At 60.7% G+C, this 17,018-nt stretch carries 15 protein-coding genes; 6 read left to right on the top strand and 9 right to left on the bottom strand.

Annotation, left to right across the window (positions count from 1 at the left end; all coding sequences use genetic code 11):
• The first annotated feature begins 43 nt into the window (after positions 1-43).
• Positions 44-1,483, top strand: coding sequence for an amidophosphoribosyltransferase (purF, locus tag O4G74_RS12305; RefSeq protein WP_269402906.1), 1,440 nt, complete (start codon positions 44-46; stop codon positions 1,481-1,483).
• A gap of 29 nt (positions 1,484-1,512) precedes the next feature.
• On the top strand, positions 1,513-2,211 hold the full coding sequence (locus O4G74_RS12300; protein WP_269402905.1) for an SDR family NAD(P)-dependent oxidoreductase: 699 nt from the start codon (positions 1,513-1,515) through the stop codon (positions 2,209-2,211).
• Between the two features lie 6 nt (positions 2,212-2,217).
• Here O4G74_RS12300 and der read toward each other — a convergent pair whose 3' ends face one another.
• The 5 genes from der to O4G74_RS12275 form a co-directional block, all read right to left on the bottom strand.
• Positions 2,218-3,798, bottom strand: a complete 1,581-nt coding sequence (gene der / locus O4G74_RS12295) for a ribosome biogenesis GTPase Der (protein ID WP_269402904.1) — start codon at positions 3,796-3,798, stop codon at positions 2,218-2,220.
• 61 nt (positions 3,799-3,859) lie between these two features.
• Positions 3,860-5,203: a PQQ-binding-like beta-propeller repeat protein gene (locus O4G74_RS12290; RefSeq protein WP_269402903.1), complete on the bottom strand. Its 1,344-nt coding sequence runs from the start codon at positions 5,201-5,203 to the stop codon at positions 3,860-3,862.
• Positions 5,200-5,955, bottom strand: a complete 756-nt coding sequence (locus O4G74_RS12285) for a hypothetical protein (RefSeq protein ID WP_269402902.1) — start codon at positions 5,953-5,955, stop codon at positions 5,200-5,202. The genes O4G74_RS12290 and O4G74_RS12285 overlap by 4 nt, the downstream gene beginning before the upstream one ends.
• Positions 5,956-6,044: 89 nt before the next feature.
• Positions 6,045-6,890 carry a 3-methyl-2-oxobutanoate hydroxymethyltransferase gene (gene panB / locus O4G74_RS12280; RefSeq protein WP_269402901.1) on the bottom strand — a complete coding sequence of 282 codons (846 nt, stop codon included), beginning with the start codon at positions 6,888-6,890 and terminating at the stop codon, positions 6,045-6,047.
• Positions 6,891-6,990: 100 nt separating this feature from the next.
• The gene (locus O4G74_RS12275) at positions 6,991-7,584 is read right to left on the bottom strand and encodes an NnrU family protein (protein ID WP_269402900.1); all 594 of its coding nucleotides are present in this window, start codon (positions 7,582-7,584) and stop codon (positions 6,991-6,993) included.
• A 127-nt stretch (positions 7,585-7,711) separates the two neighbouring features.
• Here O4G74_RS12275 and O4G74_RS12270 point away from each other — a divergent pair, with 127 nt between their 5' ends.
• A complete protein-coding gene (locus tag O4G74_RS12270) occupies positions 7,712-8,914 on the top strand; it encodes an FAD-dependent monooxygenase (protein ID WP_269402899.1) in 1,203 nt (400 codons plus the stop codon).
• Here O4G74_RS12270 and O4G74_RS12265 read toward each other — a convergent pair.
• A complete protein-coding gene (locus O4G74_RS12265) occupies positions 8,895-9,893 on the bottom strand; it encodes an NADPH:quinone oxidoreductase family protein (RefSeq protein ID WP_269402898.1) in 999 nt (332 codons plus the stop codon). The genes O4G74_RS12270 and O4G74_RS12265 overlap by 20 nt on opposite strands.
• 151 nt (positions 9,894-10,044) lie before the next feature.
• Between O4G74_RS12265 and O4G74_RS12260 the strand changes: the two genes are divergently transcribed.
• Complete coding sequence (locus O4G74_RS12260) at positions 10,045-10,590, top strand: prepilin peptidase (RefSeq protein WP_269402897.1); 546 nt, start codon at positions 10,045-10,047, stop codon at positions 10,588-10,590.
• A gap of 57 nt (positions 10,591-10,647) precedes the next feature.
• Here O4G74_RS12260 and O4G74_RS12255 read toward each other — a convergent pair whose 3' ends face one another.
• Complete coding sequence (locus O4G74_RS12255) at positions 10,648-12,708, bottom strand: catalase (protein ID WP_269402896.1); 2,061 nt, start codon at positions 12,706-12,708, stop codon at positions 10,648-10,650.
• A 216-nt stretch (positions 12,709-12,924) separates the two neighbouring features.
• On the opposite strand from O4G74_RS12255, the gene O4G74_RS12250 reads away from it, so the two are divergent.
• Positions 12,925-13,164: a hypothetical protein gene (locus tag O4G74_RS12250; protein ID WP_269402895.1), complete on the top strand. Its 240-nt coding sequence runs from the start codon at positions 12,925-12,927 to the stop codon at positions 13,162-13,164.
• A 34-nt stretch (positions 13,165-13,198) separates the two neighbouring features.
• Here O4G74_RS12250 and O4G74_RS12245 read toward each other — a convergent pair whose 3' ends face one another.
• Together O4G74_RS12245 and guaA are read right to left on the bottom strand one after the other, a co-directional pair.
• Positions 13,199-14,089: a formyltransferase family protein gene (locus O4G74_RS12245; RefSeq protein WP_269402894.1), complete on the bottom strand. Its 891-nt coding sequence runs from the start codon at positions 14,087-14,089 to the stop codon at positions 13,199-13,201.
• Between the two features lie 50 nt (positions 14,090-14,139).
• Positions 14,140-15,723 (bottom strand): glutamine-hydrolyzing GMP synthase, encoded by a 1,584-nt coding sequence (gene guaA, locus O4G74_RS12240; RefSeq protein ID WP_269402893.1) that lies wholly within the window; start codon positions 15,721-15,723, stop codon positions 14,140-14,142.
• A 76-nt stretch (positions 15,724-15,799) separates the two neighbouring features.
• Between guaA and O4G74_RS12235 the strand changes: the two genes are divergently transcribed.
• Positions 15,800-16,990, top strand: coding sequence for an aspartyl/asparaginyl beta-hydroxylase domain-containing protein (locus tag O4G74_RS12235; RefSeq protein ID WP_269402892.1), 1,191 nt, complete (start codon positions 15,800-15,802; stop codon positions 16,988-16,990).
• Positions 16,991-17,018: the final 28 nt, after the last annotated feature.

Below are 17,018 nucleotides of genomic sequence, written 5' to 3'. Positions count from 1 at the left end.
TCCACGGCATATCTGCGCGCCATAGCAAGGCCGTGAGGTGTCGATGATCTGGGACCATGATGACGACAAGCCTCGCGAGGAATGCGGCATTGTAGGCGTCTTCAACCATCCGGAGGCGTCACTACTTGTCGCTCTCGGTCTTCACGCCCTCCAGCATCGCGGACAGGAAGCCTGTGGTATCACTACGTATGATGGTGAGAAGTTCCACAATGAGCGCCATATGGGCCTCGTCGGTGAAAGTTTCGGCGGTGACCTGACATCCCGCCTCCCCGGCAGCGCCGCCATTGGTCACAATCGTTATTCCACCGCTGGCAAGCCAGCGATGCGCAACATCCAGCCAATTTTCGCAGACCTCGCGAACACCGGCTTTGCGCTCGCTCATAATGGCAACCTGACCAATGCCGTGGCCCTCCGTAAGGAGCTTATCAATAAAGGCGCGATCTTCCAGTCGACCATGGACACTGAAGTGGTCCTGCAACTGGTCGCCCGGTCCGGTCGCCGCCTCATGCGCGAGCGCGTGATGGAAGCGCTACAGGCAGTCGAAGGCGGCTATGCATTTGTCGGGCTCACGAACAAGAAGCTGATCGGCGCACGCGACCCTGTGGGGCTGCGCCCGCTCGTCCTCGGCAAGATTGGCCAGGGCTGGGTCCTCGCCTCAGAGACATGCGCGCTCGACATGATCGGCGCCGAATTCATACGCGAAATTGAGAATGGCGAAGTCGTCATCATCAGCGAAGACGGCGTGGAGAGCTATCGTGCTTTCCCTGAGCGTCCGGAAAGCCCGTGCCTCTTCGAATACGTTTACTTCGCCCGTCCGGACAGCGTTGTTCAGGGGCGTAGCGTCTACCAGGTTCGACGCCGCATGGGCCACCAGCTTGCGCGCGAGAACCCCGCTGACGTAGACGTCATCGTCCCTGTACCCGATTCAGGCGTCCCCGCCGCGCTCGGCTTTTCGGAACAGAGCGGCGTTCCTTTCCAGCTGGGGATCATCCGCAGTCACTATGTCGGACGCACCTTTATTGAGCCAACCCAGCTTGGCCGCCAGAAATCAATCTCGAAGAAGCATTCTCCCAACAGGTCGGTGCTTGAAGGCAAACGCGTCCTTCTGGTCGATGACTCGATCGTGCGCGGCAACACCTCCAAGAAGATCGTCCAGATGGTACGCGATGCCGGCGCCAAGGAAGTCCACCTGCGCTCTGCAAGCCCGCCCATCGTGAACCCGGACTTCTACGGCATCGATATGCCGACCAAGGGCGAGCTTCTGGCGTCCAATAATTCACTGGAGCAGATGCGCAACTTTCTCAATGTGGAAACCCTCGGCTTCCTCTCTGTGGACGGCCTCTATGCCTCGATCGGCGTCAAGCGGGATATGTCCATGCCACAATTCTCAGATCACTGCTTCACAGGCTGCTATCCAACACGCCTGGTCGACCAGATGCAGGAAGAAGGCGGCAAGGACAGACAGCTTTCGCTGCTGGACTAGGACGGCCCTGACAGGCTAACCCGCCTCTCATGGACAAGCGTATTACATTCATCACCGGCGCATCGCGCGGCATCGGCAAAGCTGCTGCCCTCGAGCTCGCACGCCGCGGTCACCACATCGTTGCAGCTGCCCGCTCCAGGCTGGCGCTCGAAAAGCTTGACGATGAGATCAAGGCAGCGGGCGGCTCGGCCACACTGATCCCTATGGACCTGAAGGAAAAGAACGCTTTTGAAGCGGCGGGTCAGGCTCTCGCGACCAAGTTCGGGCGTATAGATGGGCTTCTTGGTAATGCAGGCGTTCTCGGCTCGCTCGGCCCCTTGCAGGCGGTTGGCCCGCGTAGCTTCGAAGAAACCATTGAGGTGAACCTAACGGCCAACTGGCGCCTCATCCGCGCCATGCACCCACTTCTTCAACGTGCACAGGCGCCGCGGGCCGTCTTTGTTTCATCTGGTGTCGTTCCCCGCCCACGCGCCTTCTGGGGCCCCTACCAGGCCTCCAAGATGGGTCTTGAAGGCCTCGCTTATGCGTGGGCTGATGAGAATGAGAAGATGCCGCTTCGAGTGAACATCTTTGACCCCGGCGCAACCCGCACCGGTATGCGCGCCGAAGCGATGCCGAGTGAGGACCCGATGACGCTTCCCACGCCTGAAGAGGTCGTTCAACAACTCGCGCCACTGCTTGAAGAAAGCGAAACACGTACGGGTCAGCGCATCAGCTTCACAAGCTGAGCAAAGCTAGCTGCGCTTGTTGATGCTGCGCGTCTTGCCCTTGCCGCGGCCGCTCGTCTTTTTCTGGTTCTGCGGCTTGTATTTGTCGCCATAGGGATTGGCGCTCTGGCGGACAAACAGCCTGATCGGCACGCCGGGCATGTCAAAGGCTTCGCGGATCCCGTTGGTGAGGAAGCGCTTGTACTGCTCTGGCATGTGCTCGGCGCGGGATGCCATCAACACGAAGGTTGGCGGACGCGCCTTCATCTGCGCCATGTAGCGCGGCTTGATCCGCTTGCCGTGCACCGAAGGCGGTGGGTGACGCTCTATTGTATAGCGAAGCCATCGGTTGAGATCGCCCGTCTTCACCCGCGCTGACCAGTCCTGATGGACCTTGGCGACGGCCGGCATGAACCGGTCCACCCGCTTGCCCGTAAGACCCGACAGCGTCACCACAGGCGCGCCGCGTGCATTCGGCAAGAGCACTTTGGCCATCTCAGATAGCTCACGCATCTTCTGGGCGTGATTGTCGACCGTGTCCCATTTGGAAATCACGAAGACAAGACCCCGGCCCTCACGCACAGCCAGGTCAGCGATCTGAAGATCCTGCTTCTCGAAGGCCTCATTCGCATCCATCACCAGCGCGATGATGTCCGCATATTTTAGCGAACGCACCGTTTCACCGGTCGACATGCGCTCTAGCTTTTCCTGGACCCTGGACTTTCGGCGAAGGCCGGCCGTATCAACCAGCTTCACCTTGCGGCCCTCATACATCCAGTCAACAGAAATGGAATCGCGTGTGATGCCTGCTTCCGGACCGGTCAGAAGGCGCTGTTCGCCCAGCATCTGATTGATCAGCGTCGACTTGCCGGCGTTTGGCCGCCCGACAATAGCCAGTTTGATAGGCCTTTTACGCGCTTCCTCGCGCGCTGCCAGTTGGGCCTCGGCCTCAGCCGCGTCATCAATACCCGCCGCTTCCAGCGCTGCATTCAGCTCCTCTTCGGTAAGGTTCGGATCATCAATGTCGATCTCGGCCATACGGTCGAGAATTTCGTCATCAAAGCCTTCGCCTTCTGCGGCATCTTCTTCAGCGAAGGCCGCCTCAAAGGCTTCCTCGCCCAAAGCCGTGCGGATGGCGCCGTAAAGGTCCCCCATACCCTCGCCATGGGCACCAGATAGTCCGACAGGATCTCCAAGACCAAGCCCCCAGGCCTCAGCAACGCCCACGTCGCCCTGTCGGCCTTCTGCCTTGTTGGCGGCAAGAACGATAGGCAGATCCGCGCGGCGCAGCAGGTCCGCAAACCGCTCATCCATCGGCGTGACACCATCGCGCGCATCGATCAGGAAGAGCGCAAGCTCTGCCTCACGGATGGCGATCTCGGTCTGCTGGCGCATTCGCGCTTCAAGCGAATCGTCTGTGACATCCTCAAATCCGGCCGTATCGATCAGGATAAGCGGAAGGTCCGCCAGCCTGCCCGGCGCTTCCTTGCGGTCGCGCGTAACGCCCGGCTGGTCGTCGACCAGCGCGAGCTGTTTTCCGGCAAGTCTGTTGAACAGCGTCGATTTCCCAACATTAGGGCGTCCGACGATGGCTATTTTCAACGGCATGCGCCGTCCTTTCGTGAAACCTGTCCTGACCGTTCAGGACACCGGCTGGTCTTGCGGTATCCTAGCGGATTGCGATCAGCCGCGCATCGTCCGTCAGGACGAAGACCTTGTCTCCAACCGAGATTGGTTCGAGATAGACCGGATCCTTCAATTCAAGCGACCCCGTACGCTCGCCCGTCTGCGGTGACAGTGCAATGACGGTGCCGCGGGAGGAGGCAACCAGAACCTGGTTCGATGCGATGATCGGCCCGGCATAGGAGATACGTCCGCGTTGTTTCTCCTGGCGTTCAAACTCGCGCAGTTGGGTCACCCAGAACACCTGCCCGGTCCCCGCATTGATCGCGGCCACTCGCCCGTCTGTGCCAGAGACAAAGAGGTATTGAGAGACGAGTGCAGGCGCCGAGGTGGATCCGATTGGCTGCACCCATACACGGTCGCCGCTGCGTCCATCAATCGCCGCCATGACGCCCGACTGGTTTGCCGCGAAGACGAGACCGTTCCCGATGACAGGGCGCGATGCAATGTCATTGATCGAGGAGATCGGGGTGAAACGGCCCGGTCGTGACAGCGCTTCGGTCCAGAGACGGCGACCATTCGCTGCCAGATAGGCAATGATCTCACCAGAGCTGTAAGGTGCGATCACGATGTCCTCGACAGCCGCCGGGCTCGAAGAACCAAGCACACGTGCCGTTTCGGCGATGGCCTGATCCGACCAGAGCACGCGGCCATCATCAAGATCGAGCGCGAAAAGCTCATTATTGTTCGACGAGACGAAAATGCGGCCATCATCAATCGTCGGCGCGCCGGTCATCGGCGCTTCCATATCGCGGCGCCAGATTTCACGGCCCGTGTCAGCGTCCAGTGCAGCGACGAAACCAAAGCCGCTCGCCACGATCAGGCGTCCCGATGAATAGGCAAGACCGGAACCGATGCCGCGCTTGTCACGGTCATTGCCGGACTCCAGCTCGCGCCGCCAAAGGCGGGAACCATTCGACAGGTTGAACGCGCGCACTGTCTGGCGGGCATCGACAACGAAAATCGCTGTTTCACTCGCCACTGGCGGTGTGGTCAGCGCACCATTACGGTCAGTGCCCCGACCAGCATCAACAGACCAGGCTATTTCGAGATCTGCTGCGGCGGCCACATGGCCAGCCGATTTGACCGGACGCGAGCCAGCTTCAGGCCAGCTTGCCAGTTGGGTAGCCGCGGGAAGCGTGATTGTCTGGGTCGCGAGCGCGGGATCAGCCTCGATCGTCTCGTCGCCGAGCACCATCTCAATGCGCCCCTCTTTCTCTTCAGCGGTGAGGCGCTGCTCTTCAGCGCGCAGATTACTGAAATAGGAGCAGGCTGACAAACTCATGGCGAGCGTGCCGAGCATGGCTGCCCGAAAGGTCAAATTCATCATTCTGGCTGGTCTCCGTCGCTGGAAGCGGCATCGCCTGCTTCCGGAATGTCGTCAGTCTCAACTGTCTCTACAGGCGCCGTATCCTGCACTGTTTCGCTATTTTCAGTCGCTACAGCCTGCGTCGGCAGCACTACGAGCGCACGCACGGCCCGCTGGGACACGCCCTCCGGCACGTTCGCAAGGAAGCGTAATTCGTTAAAAACCTGCCGGGCATATTCAGTGTCGCCCTCTTGCGCGGCTTTCGACGCGATCAGCTCAAGAGCGAGCGCACCAAACTCGCTTTCTTCCTCAGGCAGTGTACCAAGATAGGCTTCAAGTTCGGCCCGGCTTGCCGTCTGCGATTTCAGATAGGCGGCCTTCATCAAGGACATCTTGCCGATAGGTGTTTCAGAGTTGGCCGCAAGCTCAAGTGCGCCGATGGCCGCCTCGCGGTCAGCATTCCCTGCAAGACGGGTCTGCGCCAGAAAGTTCGCGGCCAGCGGCGCAATCTCATCGCCGGACTGAGCAAGATTGCCGAAGCCGGTTGTCGCCGTCTGGTAGTCCTCTTCGGCCAGCGCGCGGTCTGCCTGTTCGAAAGACGCAGACTGCGCTTCGAGGTTCTGCGAACGCTGACTTTGAAGATACTCATTCAGCGCGACACCACCGATCAGGAGGCCCGCAGCAATATAGGCGAAGACGCCATACTTCTTCCAGAGGCGCGCCGCCTTGTCCTGGCGCAGGCCTTCTTCAACTTCCTCAAAGATATCAGCCAATTGGCCTACTCCACTGGATAATGGGCATCAAATCAGCGCGCACCCTAACCGGGGTGCCTTCCTGCGGCAACGCGCGATAACTGTTTCATCTACCCTTTCGGCAGATTCGCCTTGCCGCCACCTGATAGCTTGTAGGTTTCCGCTTCTGCAGGAAAGGTGCGCGCGCGCACATCACGGGCATATGCTTTCACAGATTTGGCGATCTCGGACTGAAGGTCGCCATAACGTCGAACGAATTTCGGCGTCCAGTCGAAGATACCCAGCATGTCCTGCGTCACCAGGATCTGCCCATCACAGGAAGCTGATGCACCGATGCCAATCGTCGGGATTGAAAGCGTCTTCGTGATCTTATCGGCGAGGTCTTCGGCGACGCCTTCAATCACGATCGCAAAGGCGCCTGCCTCTTCTGCGGCGCGTGCCTCTTCCATGACGCGTTCACGCTCTGCATCATCGCGGCCCTGGGCCTTGAAGCCGCCAACGACGTTGATCGCCTGCGGGCGGAGGCCAACATGCCCCATGACCGGCACGCCGCGCTCGACGAGGTGCTTGATCTGATGGGCGGCATAGGTTCCGCTCTCGATCTTCACCGCCTGACAGCCGGTTTCCTTCATGATGCGCGAGGCATTGAGGAAAGCCTGGTCAGCGCTCGTCTCATAAGAGCCGAAAGGCATGTCGACGACGACGAAAGCCCTGTCCGACCCGCGCATCACGGCTTGCCCGTGCAGGATCATCATCTCCATAGTGACACCCACCGTAGATGTCAGGCCGTGAACGACCATCCCCACACTGTCGCCCACCAGCAGCAGGTCGCAATAAGGGTCCATGATGGCCGCGGTCGGTGCATCATAGGCGGTCAGGCAGACAAGCGGCTCACCGGTCTTGGCGGCAATGATATCGCGGACGGTTTTGCGTCTGACTTGAGATTGTGCGGACACGGGCGCGCATCCTCCATGCTGAGAGTTCTGGCGCGTCTCCTAACAGAGCCGGGCCAGCAGCGCCAAGCACGAAACCGTAATGTAGTCGATAGAGCCGCGCCTAAGCTGCGCCCATGCCAGCGATGACAGGCCGACCAAAGAGCAGCGCATGCAGGCCGAAAATCATCGCGCCCCAGATCACAAGGCCGATGAGAAGCGCAATCATGTCGCTGGAAAGCGCCGTCTTCACATTATCCGGCAGGCCGGTTTCGCCGCGCTTTTTGACCATGATCCGGTCGAACACTGCATAGGCGAGGAAACTGCCGAACAGCAGAATCGAATTGAGCTCACCATTCGCCAGCAAATGCCCGATGGCCCAGATCTTCACGGCCACCAGCATGGGATGCTTCAGCGTCTTCTTGATGTGACCGGCCGGCAGATAGGCCGCCACGAGGACTGGCATCGCTATCAGTTGCAGGAGGATATTGAGGTGCGCGGTCCAGACAGGCGGCTGCCAGATAATCGCCGATGGCCGCGCCGCGCCATATCCCCAGACGATGAGAACGAAGCCGGCAATCGCAACCAGGCTATAAAGGCCCTTGAACGGCCCCGCCCCCATGCGCGCCTCGATCCGTGTCGCTGGCGCACGCGTGCGCACTGCCGAATAGACATGCAGCCCGAAGAATATAACCAGCCCCGCAACCAGATAGATCATATCCGCCTCCCCTGTTGGTCCTCATCATGACGCCAAACCAGTTGACCAGCAAGCAGATGTCGAACGCGGCAATCGGCCTTCGCACCGGCGCTTGCCCAATGCCGCGAGCAAAGCCATGACTGACAGGATGAGCAGTCAAAAACGTCATGCCGTTATCGCTGGCGGCGGCATAGGCGGCCTCACCGCCGCGCTATGTCTCGCCCGGCAGGGCTGGACGGTCGACCTGTTCGAGGCGGCCGCCAGCCTGACCGAGGTCGGCGCTGGCCTGCAGCTCAGCCCCAACGCCATGAAGGTCTTGGCCGCGCTTGGCCTGGCAGACCGGGTCGCAGAGCGCGGCTTTGCTCCAGAAGCGCTGGAGCTTCGTCTCGGCCGCTCTGGCCACCGCGCCTTTTCCGTCCCCGTCAACCAGCGCCCCTCGCCCGCCTGGGGCGCGCCCTACATCCACATCCACCGCGCTGACCTCATCGGTCTGCTGGCCGCAGCGGTGGACGCCAGCCCGCAGATCACAGTCCAACTCGGTGCACAGGCCACCGGGTACAAAGCCGAAAGCGGCCGCGCCGAACTTATCCTGGACGGTAAACCCGCCGCCGAAGGCGACGTCCTGATTGGCGCTGATGGTCTTCATTCGGCCATCCGCAAACAGATGCTTGGGGATATCCCTGCCCGCTTCACCGGCAATCTCGCCTGGCGTCTCACCGTGCCGATAGACCGGCTAAAAGCGCCGCCCCCGCCAACTGCCTGCGTCTGGGCAGGGCCCGGCCGCCATGCGGTCACCTACAGGCTGAGAGGCGGCACGCTCGCCAACTTCGTCGGCATTGTCGAACGCCATGACTGGCGCGGCGAAAGCTGGACAGAGCAAGGCACCAAGGACGAGGCGCTCAACGACTTCAGGGGATGGGACACCACGCTCACCGATCTCATCGACAAGGCTGACACCCATTATCGCTGGGCACTCTTTGACCGGGAGCCGCTCGGCACATGGAGCGACGGCCCGGTCACACTGCTTGGCGACGCCTGTCACCCCATGTTGCCCTTTCAGGCCCAGGGGGCGGCGCAGGCCATCGAGGACGCCTTCGTGCTGGCCGCGCAGCTTGGCGGCGACACGCCGGTGCCGGACGCCCTCGCCCGCTTTGAAGCCACGCGCAAGCCGCGCACCGCGCGCATACAGGCAGCCTCCCGCGCCAATATGAAGACCTTCCACAAACGCACGCCGCCCGCACAGCTCGCCGCCTACGGCCCGATGTGGCTGGCTGGCCATCTCCTGCCGGGCGTGGTCCGCTCACGCCTCGACTGGATCTACGGCCACGACGTTACAGCGACGGATCGATGATCACCCGCCCGACAACGCGGCGCTCTTCCATTTCGGCAAAGGCCGTCCGCCAATCATCCAGCGCATAGACCCCGTGGGCATGCGGTGTGACGGACTTCTCCTCGATCAGTTTCCAGACCGCTTCCATATTCTCACGCCCCTTTTCAGGGAACTGGCGGCCATACTCACCTGCCCGGACACCGACGACCGAGAACCCCTTGATTAGCGGCATGTTCACCTTGATCTCGGGGATGCGTCCGGACGCAAAGCCGACCACCAGAAGCCGGCCGTTAAAGGCGATACAGCGCACGCTCTCATCAAAGACATCGCCGCCGACCGGGTCATAGATCACGTCCGCGCCGCCGCCGGTGATCTCCTTCACCTTCTCGCGAAACCCGCCCGAATAATTGATGACGGCATCGGGTGAATATTTCTCCTCGATGATCTTCAGCTTGTCGTCCCGCGAGGCCGCCGCGATGACCTTCGCGCCGAGATGCTTGCCAAGGTCCACGGCCGCAAGGCCGACACCGCCTGCCGCGCCATGCACCAGCAGCCACTCGCCCGGCTGTATCTCGGCCCGCCGCACCAGTGACACATAGGCCGTCAGATAGGCCGATCCGACTGAGGCCGCCGCCGCGAAATCAAGGTGATCCGGTATCTTCCGCACTGTCTCGGCGCTGTAGCTATTATATTCGGCAAACGCGCCGCCAAGACGACTCGTCACCACGCGGTCTCCGACCGAAACACAGCTCACGCCATCGCCCAGCGCCGCGATCTCGCCCGCCACATCGCCGCCCGGAATGAAGGGCAGCGACGGTTTGTGCTGATAGCCGCCCTGCGTCATCAGAAGGTCCGGGAACCCCAGGCTCCCTGCCCGGATGCGCAGCAGGATTTCGCCCTTTGCAGGCGCGGGCACGTCAATCTCTCGAAGGTGCACGCCCTTATACTTCTCGCCCAGCTCCTCGACCTGAAGCGCTCTCATCTTGTCTGGTACGCTCATCTTCGCGCCTCCTCTCCTGCCGCTTGTTCTTACGGGTTATCTAGAGGCAGTTATCGGCCCCGGCCATTATGACGTGGCGGCGGGTTAGATAGACGTTCTCCCCCCCGCGCGCTCGCCACATGCGGCGAAAACGGATAGGGGCTGACGGAACATGCGCGCCGCCATCCTTCTCCTCTACGCCCTGTTGGCCCTTGCCGTCGCCGTCTCTGCATGGCTGTTCGCGCCGCCCGGCATGCTCATCCTGACGCTCGCTATGGGCGCGGTCCTTGTAACGCTCGCAATTATCGACTGGCGCACCTTCATCCTGCCGGACCCATTGAATGCGGTTCTCGCAGCCCTCGGCGTACTCATGGTCTGGCAGCACGCCCGCGCCGACTGGCTGGATCACCTCATCGGCGGCGTCGCAGGCTATCTGGTTCTTCTCGGGCTTGAGCTTTTCTACCGTCATGTCCGCGGCATTGACGCGCTTGGCCGCGGCGACGCGAAGCTTGCTGGCGCCCTCGGCCTCTGGCTCGCCTGGCAAGGCCTGCCGCTCCTTTTCCTGATCGCCGCCGCAAGCGGCCTCCTGGCGGTGCTGGTCTATGCAGGCCTGATGCGGCGGCAATTCACCACCGACACACCCATCGCCTTCGGCCCTTGGATCGCCCTCTCCGGCTGGATCTGCTGGCTGGCAGGCCCCGTTATATTGCCCGCATGAAAAATCCCGGCCCCTCAAGAGGCCGGGATTGATCTTTTTCACGAAGTGACGGGCGCTTTACGCGTCGCGATCCCACTTGCGGAGCTTGGGCAGCGCCTCCAGGAACCCGTCCATGCCGCCGTCGTCGAGCCGGAAGCAGCCATCGTCGAGTTTGCCCATGACGCCGGCTACCTTGAGCAGTGGTTCTGCGCCTTCAGTCAGGCCGATGAACTTGCCGTGCGCCATCGCATCAGTGACGAAATCACGTGCGGGCGGGAGATCAGCAAGCGTGTTCGCGCCCTCTTCGGACAGAACCAGCGCGACGGCGTCATAGAGTATGGACGGCCCGCCATCAATCTTCTCGCCAGCCTCGATATGGCTCCCATCGCTTAGCTTGGCGCCGCCTACCTTGGGCGCAACGACCACAGTCAGGGCGCCAGCCTCTTCCATCGCATCCTGCAAAGCCTTCACCGTGCCGGCATCGCTACCATCCGCGACGAGGATGCCCAGCTTGCGGCCTTTGAAGTTCTTTGGACCATTCTTGATGATGCTGAGAGCATCGGACACTTTCAGATCGGTCTTTGTCTCACGCGCCGCCTTGGCAGGCTCTGGTAGTTCGAGCCCAAGTCCGTCTGCCACAGCCTCCGCCAGGTCTTCATGGATATTGCGAAGGTGAGACAGCATCCGCTTTCGAACGCGCATTTCCTGGCATTTTGACAGCTCGAAGGTCAGTGCATTGGCGATGTGGGTCTGCTCAATATCCGTCTGGCTAAGATAGAACTGGCGCGCCTGGCTGTAATGGTCGGCAAAGGTTTCCGATCGCGTGGCAACCTTTTGACCGCTTACTTCCTCGGGATAGTGGCGGTAGCCATTCGCTGGATCCTCACGCGGGCCACCTTCTTCGGTGCCCCAGCTGTTCGGTTCATAGTTTGCACGCCCCTTTGGATTGTGCATCGCCATGTGGCCGTCCTGCTGGAAATTGCGCATCGGGCATTGCGGCGCATTGATTGGAATGTGGGTAAAGTTCGGGCCGCCTAGGCGCTTCACCTGCGTGTCGAGGTAGGAGAAATTACGCCCCTGCAGAAGCGGATCATTCGAGAAGCCAATTCCCGGCACGACATTGTTCGTGCAGAAGGCGACCTGCTCTGTCTCGGCGAAGAAATTGTCGACCACCTTGTCGAGCACCAGTCGCCCGACAATCCGGACCGGCACCTCCTCTTCCGGAATGATCTTCGTCGCGTCGAGCACGTCAAAGTCAAACTTCTCCGCAAACTCCTCATCGAAAACCTGCAAGCCAAGTTCCCACTCAGGATAGTCACCCGTCTGGATCGCATCCCACAAATCGCGGCGGTGGAAATCCGGGTCAGCACCGTTGATCTTCAGCGCCTCATTCCAGACCACAGACTGAAGGCCCTGTTTGGGCTTCCAGTGGAATTTCACGAAGGTCGACTTGCCCTCGGCATTGATCAGCCGGAAGGTGTGTACGCCAAAGCCTTCCATGAATCGGAAGGAGCGCGGGATCGTCCGGTCGGACATGATCCACATCACCATATTCATCGATTCCGGCGACAGGGAGATGAAGTCCCAGAAATTGTCGTGCGCCGTTTGAGCCTGCGGGAAGCCGCGGTCGGGCGCCGGCTTGGCGGCGTGGATCAGGTCGGGGAACTTGATTGCGTCCTGGATGAAGAAGACGGGGATATTGTTGCCAACAAGGTCCCAGTTGCCTTCCTTGGTGTAGAATTTCGTCGCGAAGCCGCGCACATCACGGGCGACATCCGGCGAGCCCTTGTTCCCGGCAACCGTAGAGAAGCGAGTAAAGGTCGGCGTTTTCTCGCCCTTCTTGAATACTGCGGCGCGGGTCAGGTCGGAGAGGTCTTCAAGACACTCGAAAAACCCATGCGCTGCAAACCCACGCGCGTGAACGACACGTTCTGGAATGCGTTCATGATCGAAGTGGAAGATCTTCTCACGGAAATGAAAATCGTCCATCAGCATCGGGCCGCGCTCTCCGGCCTTGAGATGGTTTTGATCGTCTGACACAGCTACGCCGTGTTGGGTGGTTAGCGTGTCATACCCCTCTTCGGTTGTCTGATGTGGCGCACCATTGTCGTCGATCGGCAGATCGTTCTTCGTCGTCATGCTAATATCTCCGTGGATCCGAGCTGCTAAAAAGGCTCGCGCAGCGCGTAGTTCCGGCGCGCACACAGCTCAGCCGCGTGTCGAAGCGTAAATGCGACGCATACTTAACTGAGATTATCTTTTCAGAAGGATGAAGAACGCTCCGGCGCGGGTTTCGGAACGCAAGCCCGATCCAGCCTGTTTCTTCTGAAAGTTCGCTTCGGAAAGGGTAAAGTCATGAACGACCGCAAGGATGCACACACAAACAGGCATACTCTGGATAAGAAGGCCAAGCCGCGCACCACGTCGGCAACAGATGCGCAGATCGAACAGAAGAAGGCCGAGCGCCGCTCAGGTGAATTCCCGCTAGGCACCGCACCAAAAGACGATGATGTCGAACAGGCCGTCGAACGTACGAGCTGGGACAAGCTGAAGGCCGATCCCATCAACCGCGATAAGAAAGCAACTGAGGACTAGCGGCGGGCTTGATCGATCTCGTTAGGGATGTTCGCTAACAGAAACGGACGCGGAATGACGTCATCGGCAGGAAAGGCTCGCGCCCCGCGTCTGTCACCAACCACACATCGGTCAGTTCCAACATGCCGGCGCCGCAGATCACGGTGGGCCTTCCCTCCCGCATAAAGATGACCTTGCCGACATCGCGGATCTCGCAGTGCACGTCTTCAACGACCTCCACATTTTCGACGATGAGCTGATGCCCTTTTGACGTCCTGCATCGCGCGCCGAGATAGGGTGAGCCGACTGCGTCGACGAGGCGCTGTATTTCTTCAGCGCTCTTTGACCAGTCGATGGCATAGTCATCGTCGTCCCGCCAGATAGAATAGGTCGCGTTACCCTCTTTCTGAGGCACCCCGACGATTTCTTCGCCAGCTGCAATCCTAGCGGCGATACTTTCGGCGAGATCACAATAGTTTCGATTATTCAGCTCGATCGCATCGGCAATCTTGAGCGGATAGGTGACCGGGCTGGTCTGCTGGCCGATGATATGCCCGCGGTCATATTCGCTCGCGCCGAACAGGGCCGTGACGCCGATCTCTTTCTCACCATTGACCAGCATGTTCACCAGCGGCGCAAAACCCCGATAACGCGGCAGCGGCGAGTCGTGGAAAACGATCAGGCGCTCGACCGGATGTTTTATGAGCCACCGCCACGAGATCGCGAAGACATACTCATCGCCTCTCAGCTCCGGTTCTGCGCCCCTGAAGTCAAAGGCAATGCCCGCCGAACGACAATGCGCAGCAATCTCTTTGTTGAAATCATTCTCGATGTTGGAGTCCTTGCCGATCACGACGCGTTCGATCACTGCCGGATAGGTCGAGGTCAGGCGGCGAAGAACTTCAAAGCCCTTCTGCGTCATGATGTAGAGTACGGCGCTGCTCATCCTGTTCCCCTCCAGTCAATCAGCAAGTCTGGACCCTGATCGGGCAGGCCCTATTCCCACTCAATCGTGCCGGGTGGCTTGCTGGTCACGTCATAGACGACGCGGTTCACGCCCTTCACCTCATTGATGATGCGGGTCGCAACACGGCCAAGGAAGGCGTGGTCATAGGGATAATAATCCGCCGTCATGCCGTCAGTCGACGTCACCGCGCGCAGTGCCAGCACGGCCTCATAGGTGCGCTCATCGCCCATCACGCCAACCGTATTCACCGGCAGCAGCACTGAGAAAGCCTGCCAGATCTCATCATAGAGGCCGGCATTCTTGATCTCTTCGATATAGATCGCGTCCGCCTTGCGAAGCGTGTCGGCCTTCTCGCGCGTGATCTCCCCCGGAATACGGATCGCAAGGCCCGGGCCCGGAAATGGATGGCGACCGATAAAGCTCTGCGGCAGGCCAAGCTCGCGGCCCAGCGCGCGAACCTCATCCTTGAACAGCTCACGCAGCGGCTCGACCAGCTTCATATTCATCCGCTCTGGCAGGCCCCCAACATTGTGGTGGGACTTGATCGTGACAGATGGCCCGCCAATCGCAGAGACGCTTTCGATCACGTCCGGATAGAGCGTACCCTGCGCAAGGAAGTCCGCCCCGCCAATCTTCTTTGCCTCTTCCTCGAACACATCGATGAAGAGCCCGCCAATCGTCTTGCGCTTCTTCTCAGGGTCGGAAATCCCTTCGAGCGCGCCGAGAAAGGTCTCGCTCGCATCCACATGGACGAGCGGAATATTGTAGTGGTCGCGGAAGAGGCCGACGACCTCTTCGCTTTCATTGAGGCGCATCAGGCCATGGTCGACATAGACGCAGGTCAGCTGATCGCCGATCGCCTCATGGATCAGGACCGCAGCCACCGACGAATCCACGCCGCCTGAAAGACCGCAGATCACCTTGCCATCGCCAACCTGCTTGCGGATCTTCTCGATCGCTTCCTCGCGATACGCCGCCATCGTCCAGTCGCCGGAAAGCCCGGCGATCTTGTGCGTGAAATTGCGGAGCATGTCCCGGCCATGCACCGTATGCACGACTTCCGGGTGGAACTGCGTGCCATAGAAGCGGCGTTCGAGGTCCGCGATAATGGCGAGCGGCGCGCCCGGTGATTTCGCGATCACGCCAAAGCCCGGCGCCAGTTCAGCGACATGGTCGCCATGGCTCATCCAGACTTCTTCCTTGCCATCCTCGCCGCCGAACAGGCCTTCCAGCAGCTCGCTGTCGGTGACCTGCTCGATGAAGGCGCGGCCAAACTCACGGCTGGTGCCGCTTTCAACCTTGCCGCCAAGCTGCTGCATCATGACCTGCTGGCCATAGCAGATGCCCAGCACCGGTACGCCGCGCCCAAATACCGCCTGGTCCGCGCGCGGGCTGTTCTCCCAAGTGACGCTCGCAGGCCCGCCTGACAAAATGATCGCCTTGGGATCAAAACTGTCCAGGAACGCGCCGTCCACCTTGTTGAAGGGGTGGATTTCGCAATAGACGCCGCTTTCGCGCAGGCGCCGCGCAATCAGCTGGGTAACCTGTGAGCCGAAGTCGACAATCAGGACGTGCTCGTGCTTGTCTGCAACGGAATCGGGTGAACTGGCCATGCAGCCTCCTAACCGCTAATGGCGGGGGCTGGAAGGGCCAATGCGACCAGCCCATGCACCGGAAAGGACGTGCCGCATGACACAAGCCAGAGACTTCGCCGCACAAGGGATGCAGGCGCTTCAGCAACAGGACGGCCCTGCGGCTGAAACAGCATTGCAGCGCGCGATTGATCTTGGTTGGCCGGGTCCGGACATCTGGGTCGCGCTCTCCTTTGCCAAATCCCTGCAGGGCGACATGGCCGGGCGCGTCGCCTCGCTGGAGAAAGCCATACAGGTTGACCCTTCCAGCGTGCGCGCGCGGCTTCATTATGGTCAGGCGCTCGTTGGCTCTGGCAGGCCGAAGGATGCCGACGCGGCGTTCCGCAGAGGACTGGCAGACATCACCCCTCACCTCGTCCGGACGCAGGAAATCCACCAGCTCATCACGGCTGCAGAGACCTTCCTTGCTGGCCCCGGTGAGCAGACGGTCTCCCCTGCCGGTGAACTCGCAGACGCGCTCAACAAGTTCGCAAAAGATCATGATCTCGGCGCGGCGCCCGATGATGACCTCTTCCGCCAAAGCCTCGGCTTCCTGACGGGAAAGGCAACCTTCTACCCGTCCCAGCCCACGCGTTACTTCTATCCGGGCCTGCCCAACCGGCAATTCTACCCGCTGGACGGCTTCGGCTGGACAGATGCCCTGGCCGCCGAGACGGACACGATCCGCGGCGAGCTTGAAACCCTGCTTAGCGAAAAGGCGGCCGCCGAGGCTGGCTTCACCCCCTATGTCGAATCGGCTGGCCGCGAAGGCGCTGGCGTCTCCCACCCGCTGCTCGACAATCCCGACTGGAGCGCCTTCTACCTGATCAAACAGGGTCAGCGCATCGAGGAGAACATCGCGCGCTGCCCCAGGACATGGGCGGCCATCGAAGCCATCGGCGATGCCGTCAACCCGGCCCCCGCCCCCTCTGTCCTCTTCTCGCGCCTAGAGCCAGGCGCCGCCATTCCGCCCCATCACGGCCAGATCAATACAAGGCTCATCTGCCACCTGCCGATCATCCTGCCGGGCAATTGCGGCTTTCGAGTCGGTAATGAAACGCGCGAGTGGAAGGATGGACAGGTCTTCGTCTTCGATGACACGATCGAGCACGAAGCCTGGAACAACAGCGACAAGGCGCGCTACGTCCTCATCTTCGAAATCTGGCACCCGGACCTCTCAGAGCGCCAGCGCAATCTCATCACTGAGTTTTTCAGGCTGGGCCAGAGCCAGGTGGCTTCGTCAGGATAGGCGAGCCCCAACCCAAGCGTGCGCAAAC

Origin of the sequence: Henriciella marina, assembly GCF_027213945.1 — a bacterium.
Classification (GTDB): Bacteria; Pseudomonadota; Alphaproteobacteria; order Caulobacterales; family Hyphomonadaceae; genus Henriciella; species Henriciella marina_A.
Note: the sequence above shows the minus strand (reverse complement) of the source record. Positions and strands in the feature narration are given on the sequence as shown.

Bases quoted from the DNA above. Each gene is read 5' to 3' on its own strand.
- O4G74_RS12270 (WP_269402899.1), top strand. From the start codon at position 7,712: ATGAGCAGTCAAAAACGTCATGCCGTTATCGCTGGCGGCGGCATAGGC.
- O4G74_RS12250 (WP_269402895.1), top strand. From the start codon at position 12,925: ATGAACGACCGCAAGGATGCACACACAAACAGGCATACTCTGGATAAG.
- purF (WP_269402906.1), top strand. From the start codon at position 44: ATGATCTGGGACCATGATGACGACAAGCCTCGCGAGGAATGCGGCATT.
- guaA (WP_269402893.1), bottom strand. From the start codon at position 15,723: ATGGCCAGTTCACCCGATTCCGTTGCAGACAAGCACGAGCACGTCCTG.
- O4G74_RS12300 (WP_269402905.1), top strand. From the start codon at position 1,513: ATGGACAAGCGTATTACATTCATCACCGGCGCATCGCGCGGCATCGGC.
- O4G74_RS12245 (WP_269402894.1), bottom strand. From the start codon at position 14,089: ATGAGCAGCGCCGTACTCTACATCATGACGCAGAAGGGCTTTGAAGTT.
- O4G74_RS12265 (WP_269402898.1), bottom strand. From the start codon at position 9,893: ATGAGCGTACCAGACAAGATGAGAGCGCTTCAGGTCGAGGAGCTGGGC.
- O4G74_RS12275 (WP_269402900.1), bottom strand. From the start codon at position 7,584: ATGATCTATCTGGTTGCGGGGCTGGTTATATTCTTCGGGCTGCATGTC.
- O4G74_RS12260 (WP_269402897.1), top strand. From the start codon at position 10,045: ATGCGCGCCGCCATCCTTCTCCTCTACGCCCTGTTGGCCCTTGCCGTC.
- O4G74_RS12290 (WP_269402903.1), bottom strand. From the start codon at position 5,203: ATGATGAATTTGACCTTTCGGGCAGCCATGCTCGGCACGCTCGCCATG.
- O4G74_RS12255 (WP_269402896.1), bottom strand. From the start codon at position 12,708: ATGACGACGAAGAACGATCTGCCGATCGACGACAATGGTGCGCCACAT.
- O4G74_RS12235 (WP_269402892.1), top strand. From the start codon at position 15,800: ATGACACAAGCCAGAGACTTCGCCGCACAAGGGATGCAGGCGCTTCAG.
- der (WP_269402904.1), bottom strand. From the start codon at position 3,798: ATGCCGTTGAAAATAGCCATCGTCGGACGCCCTAATGTTGGGAAATCG.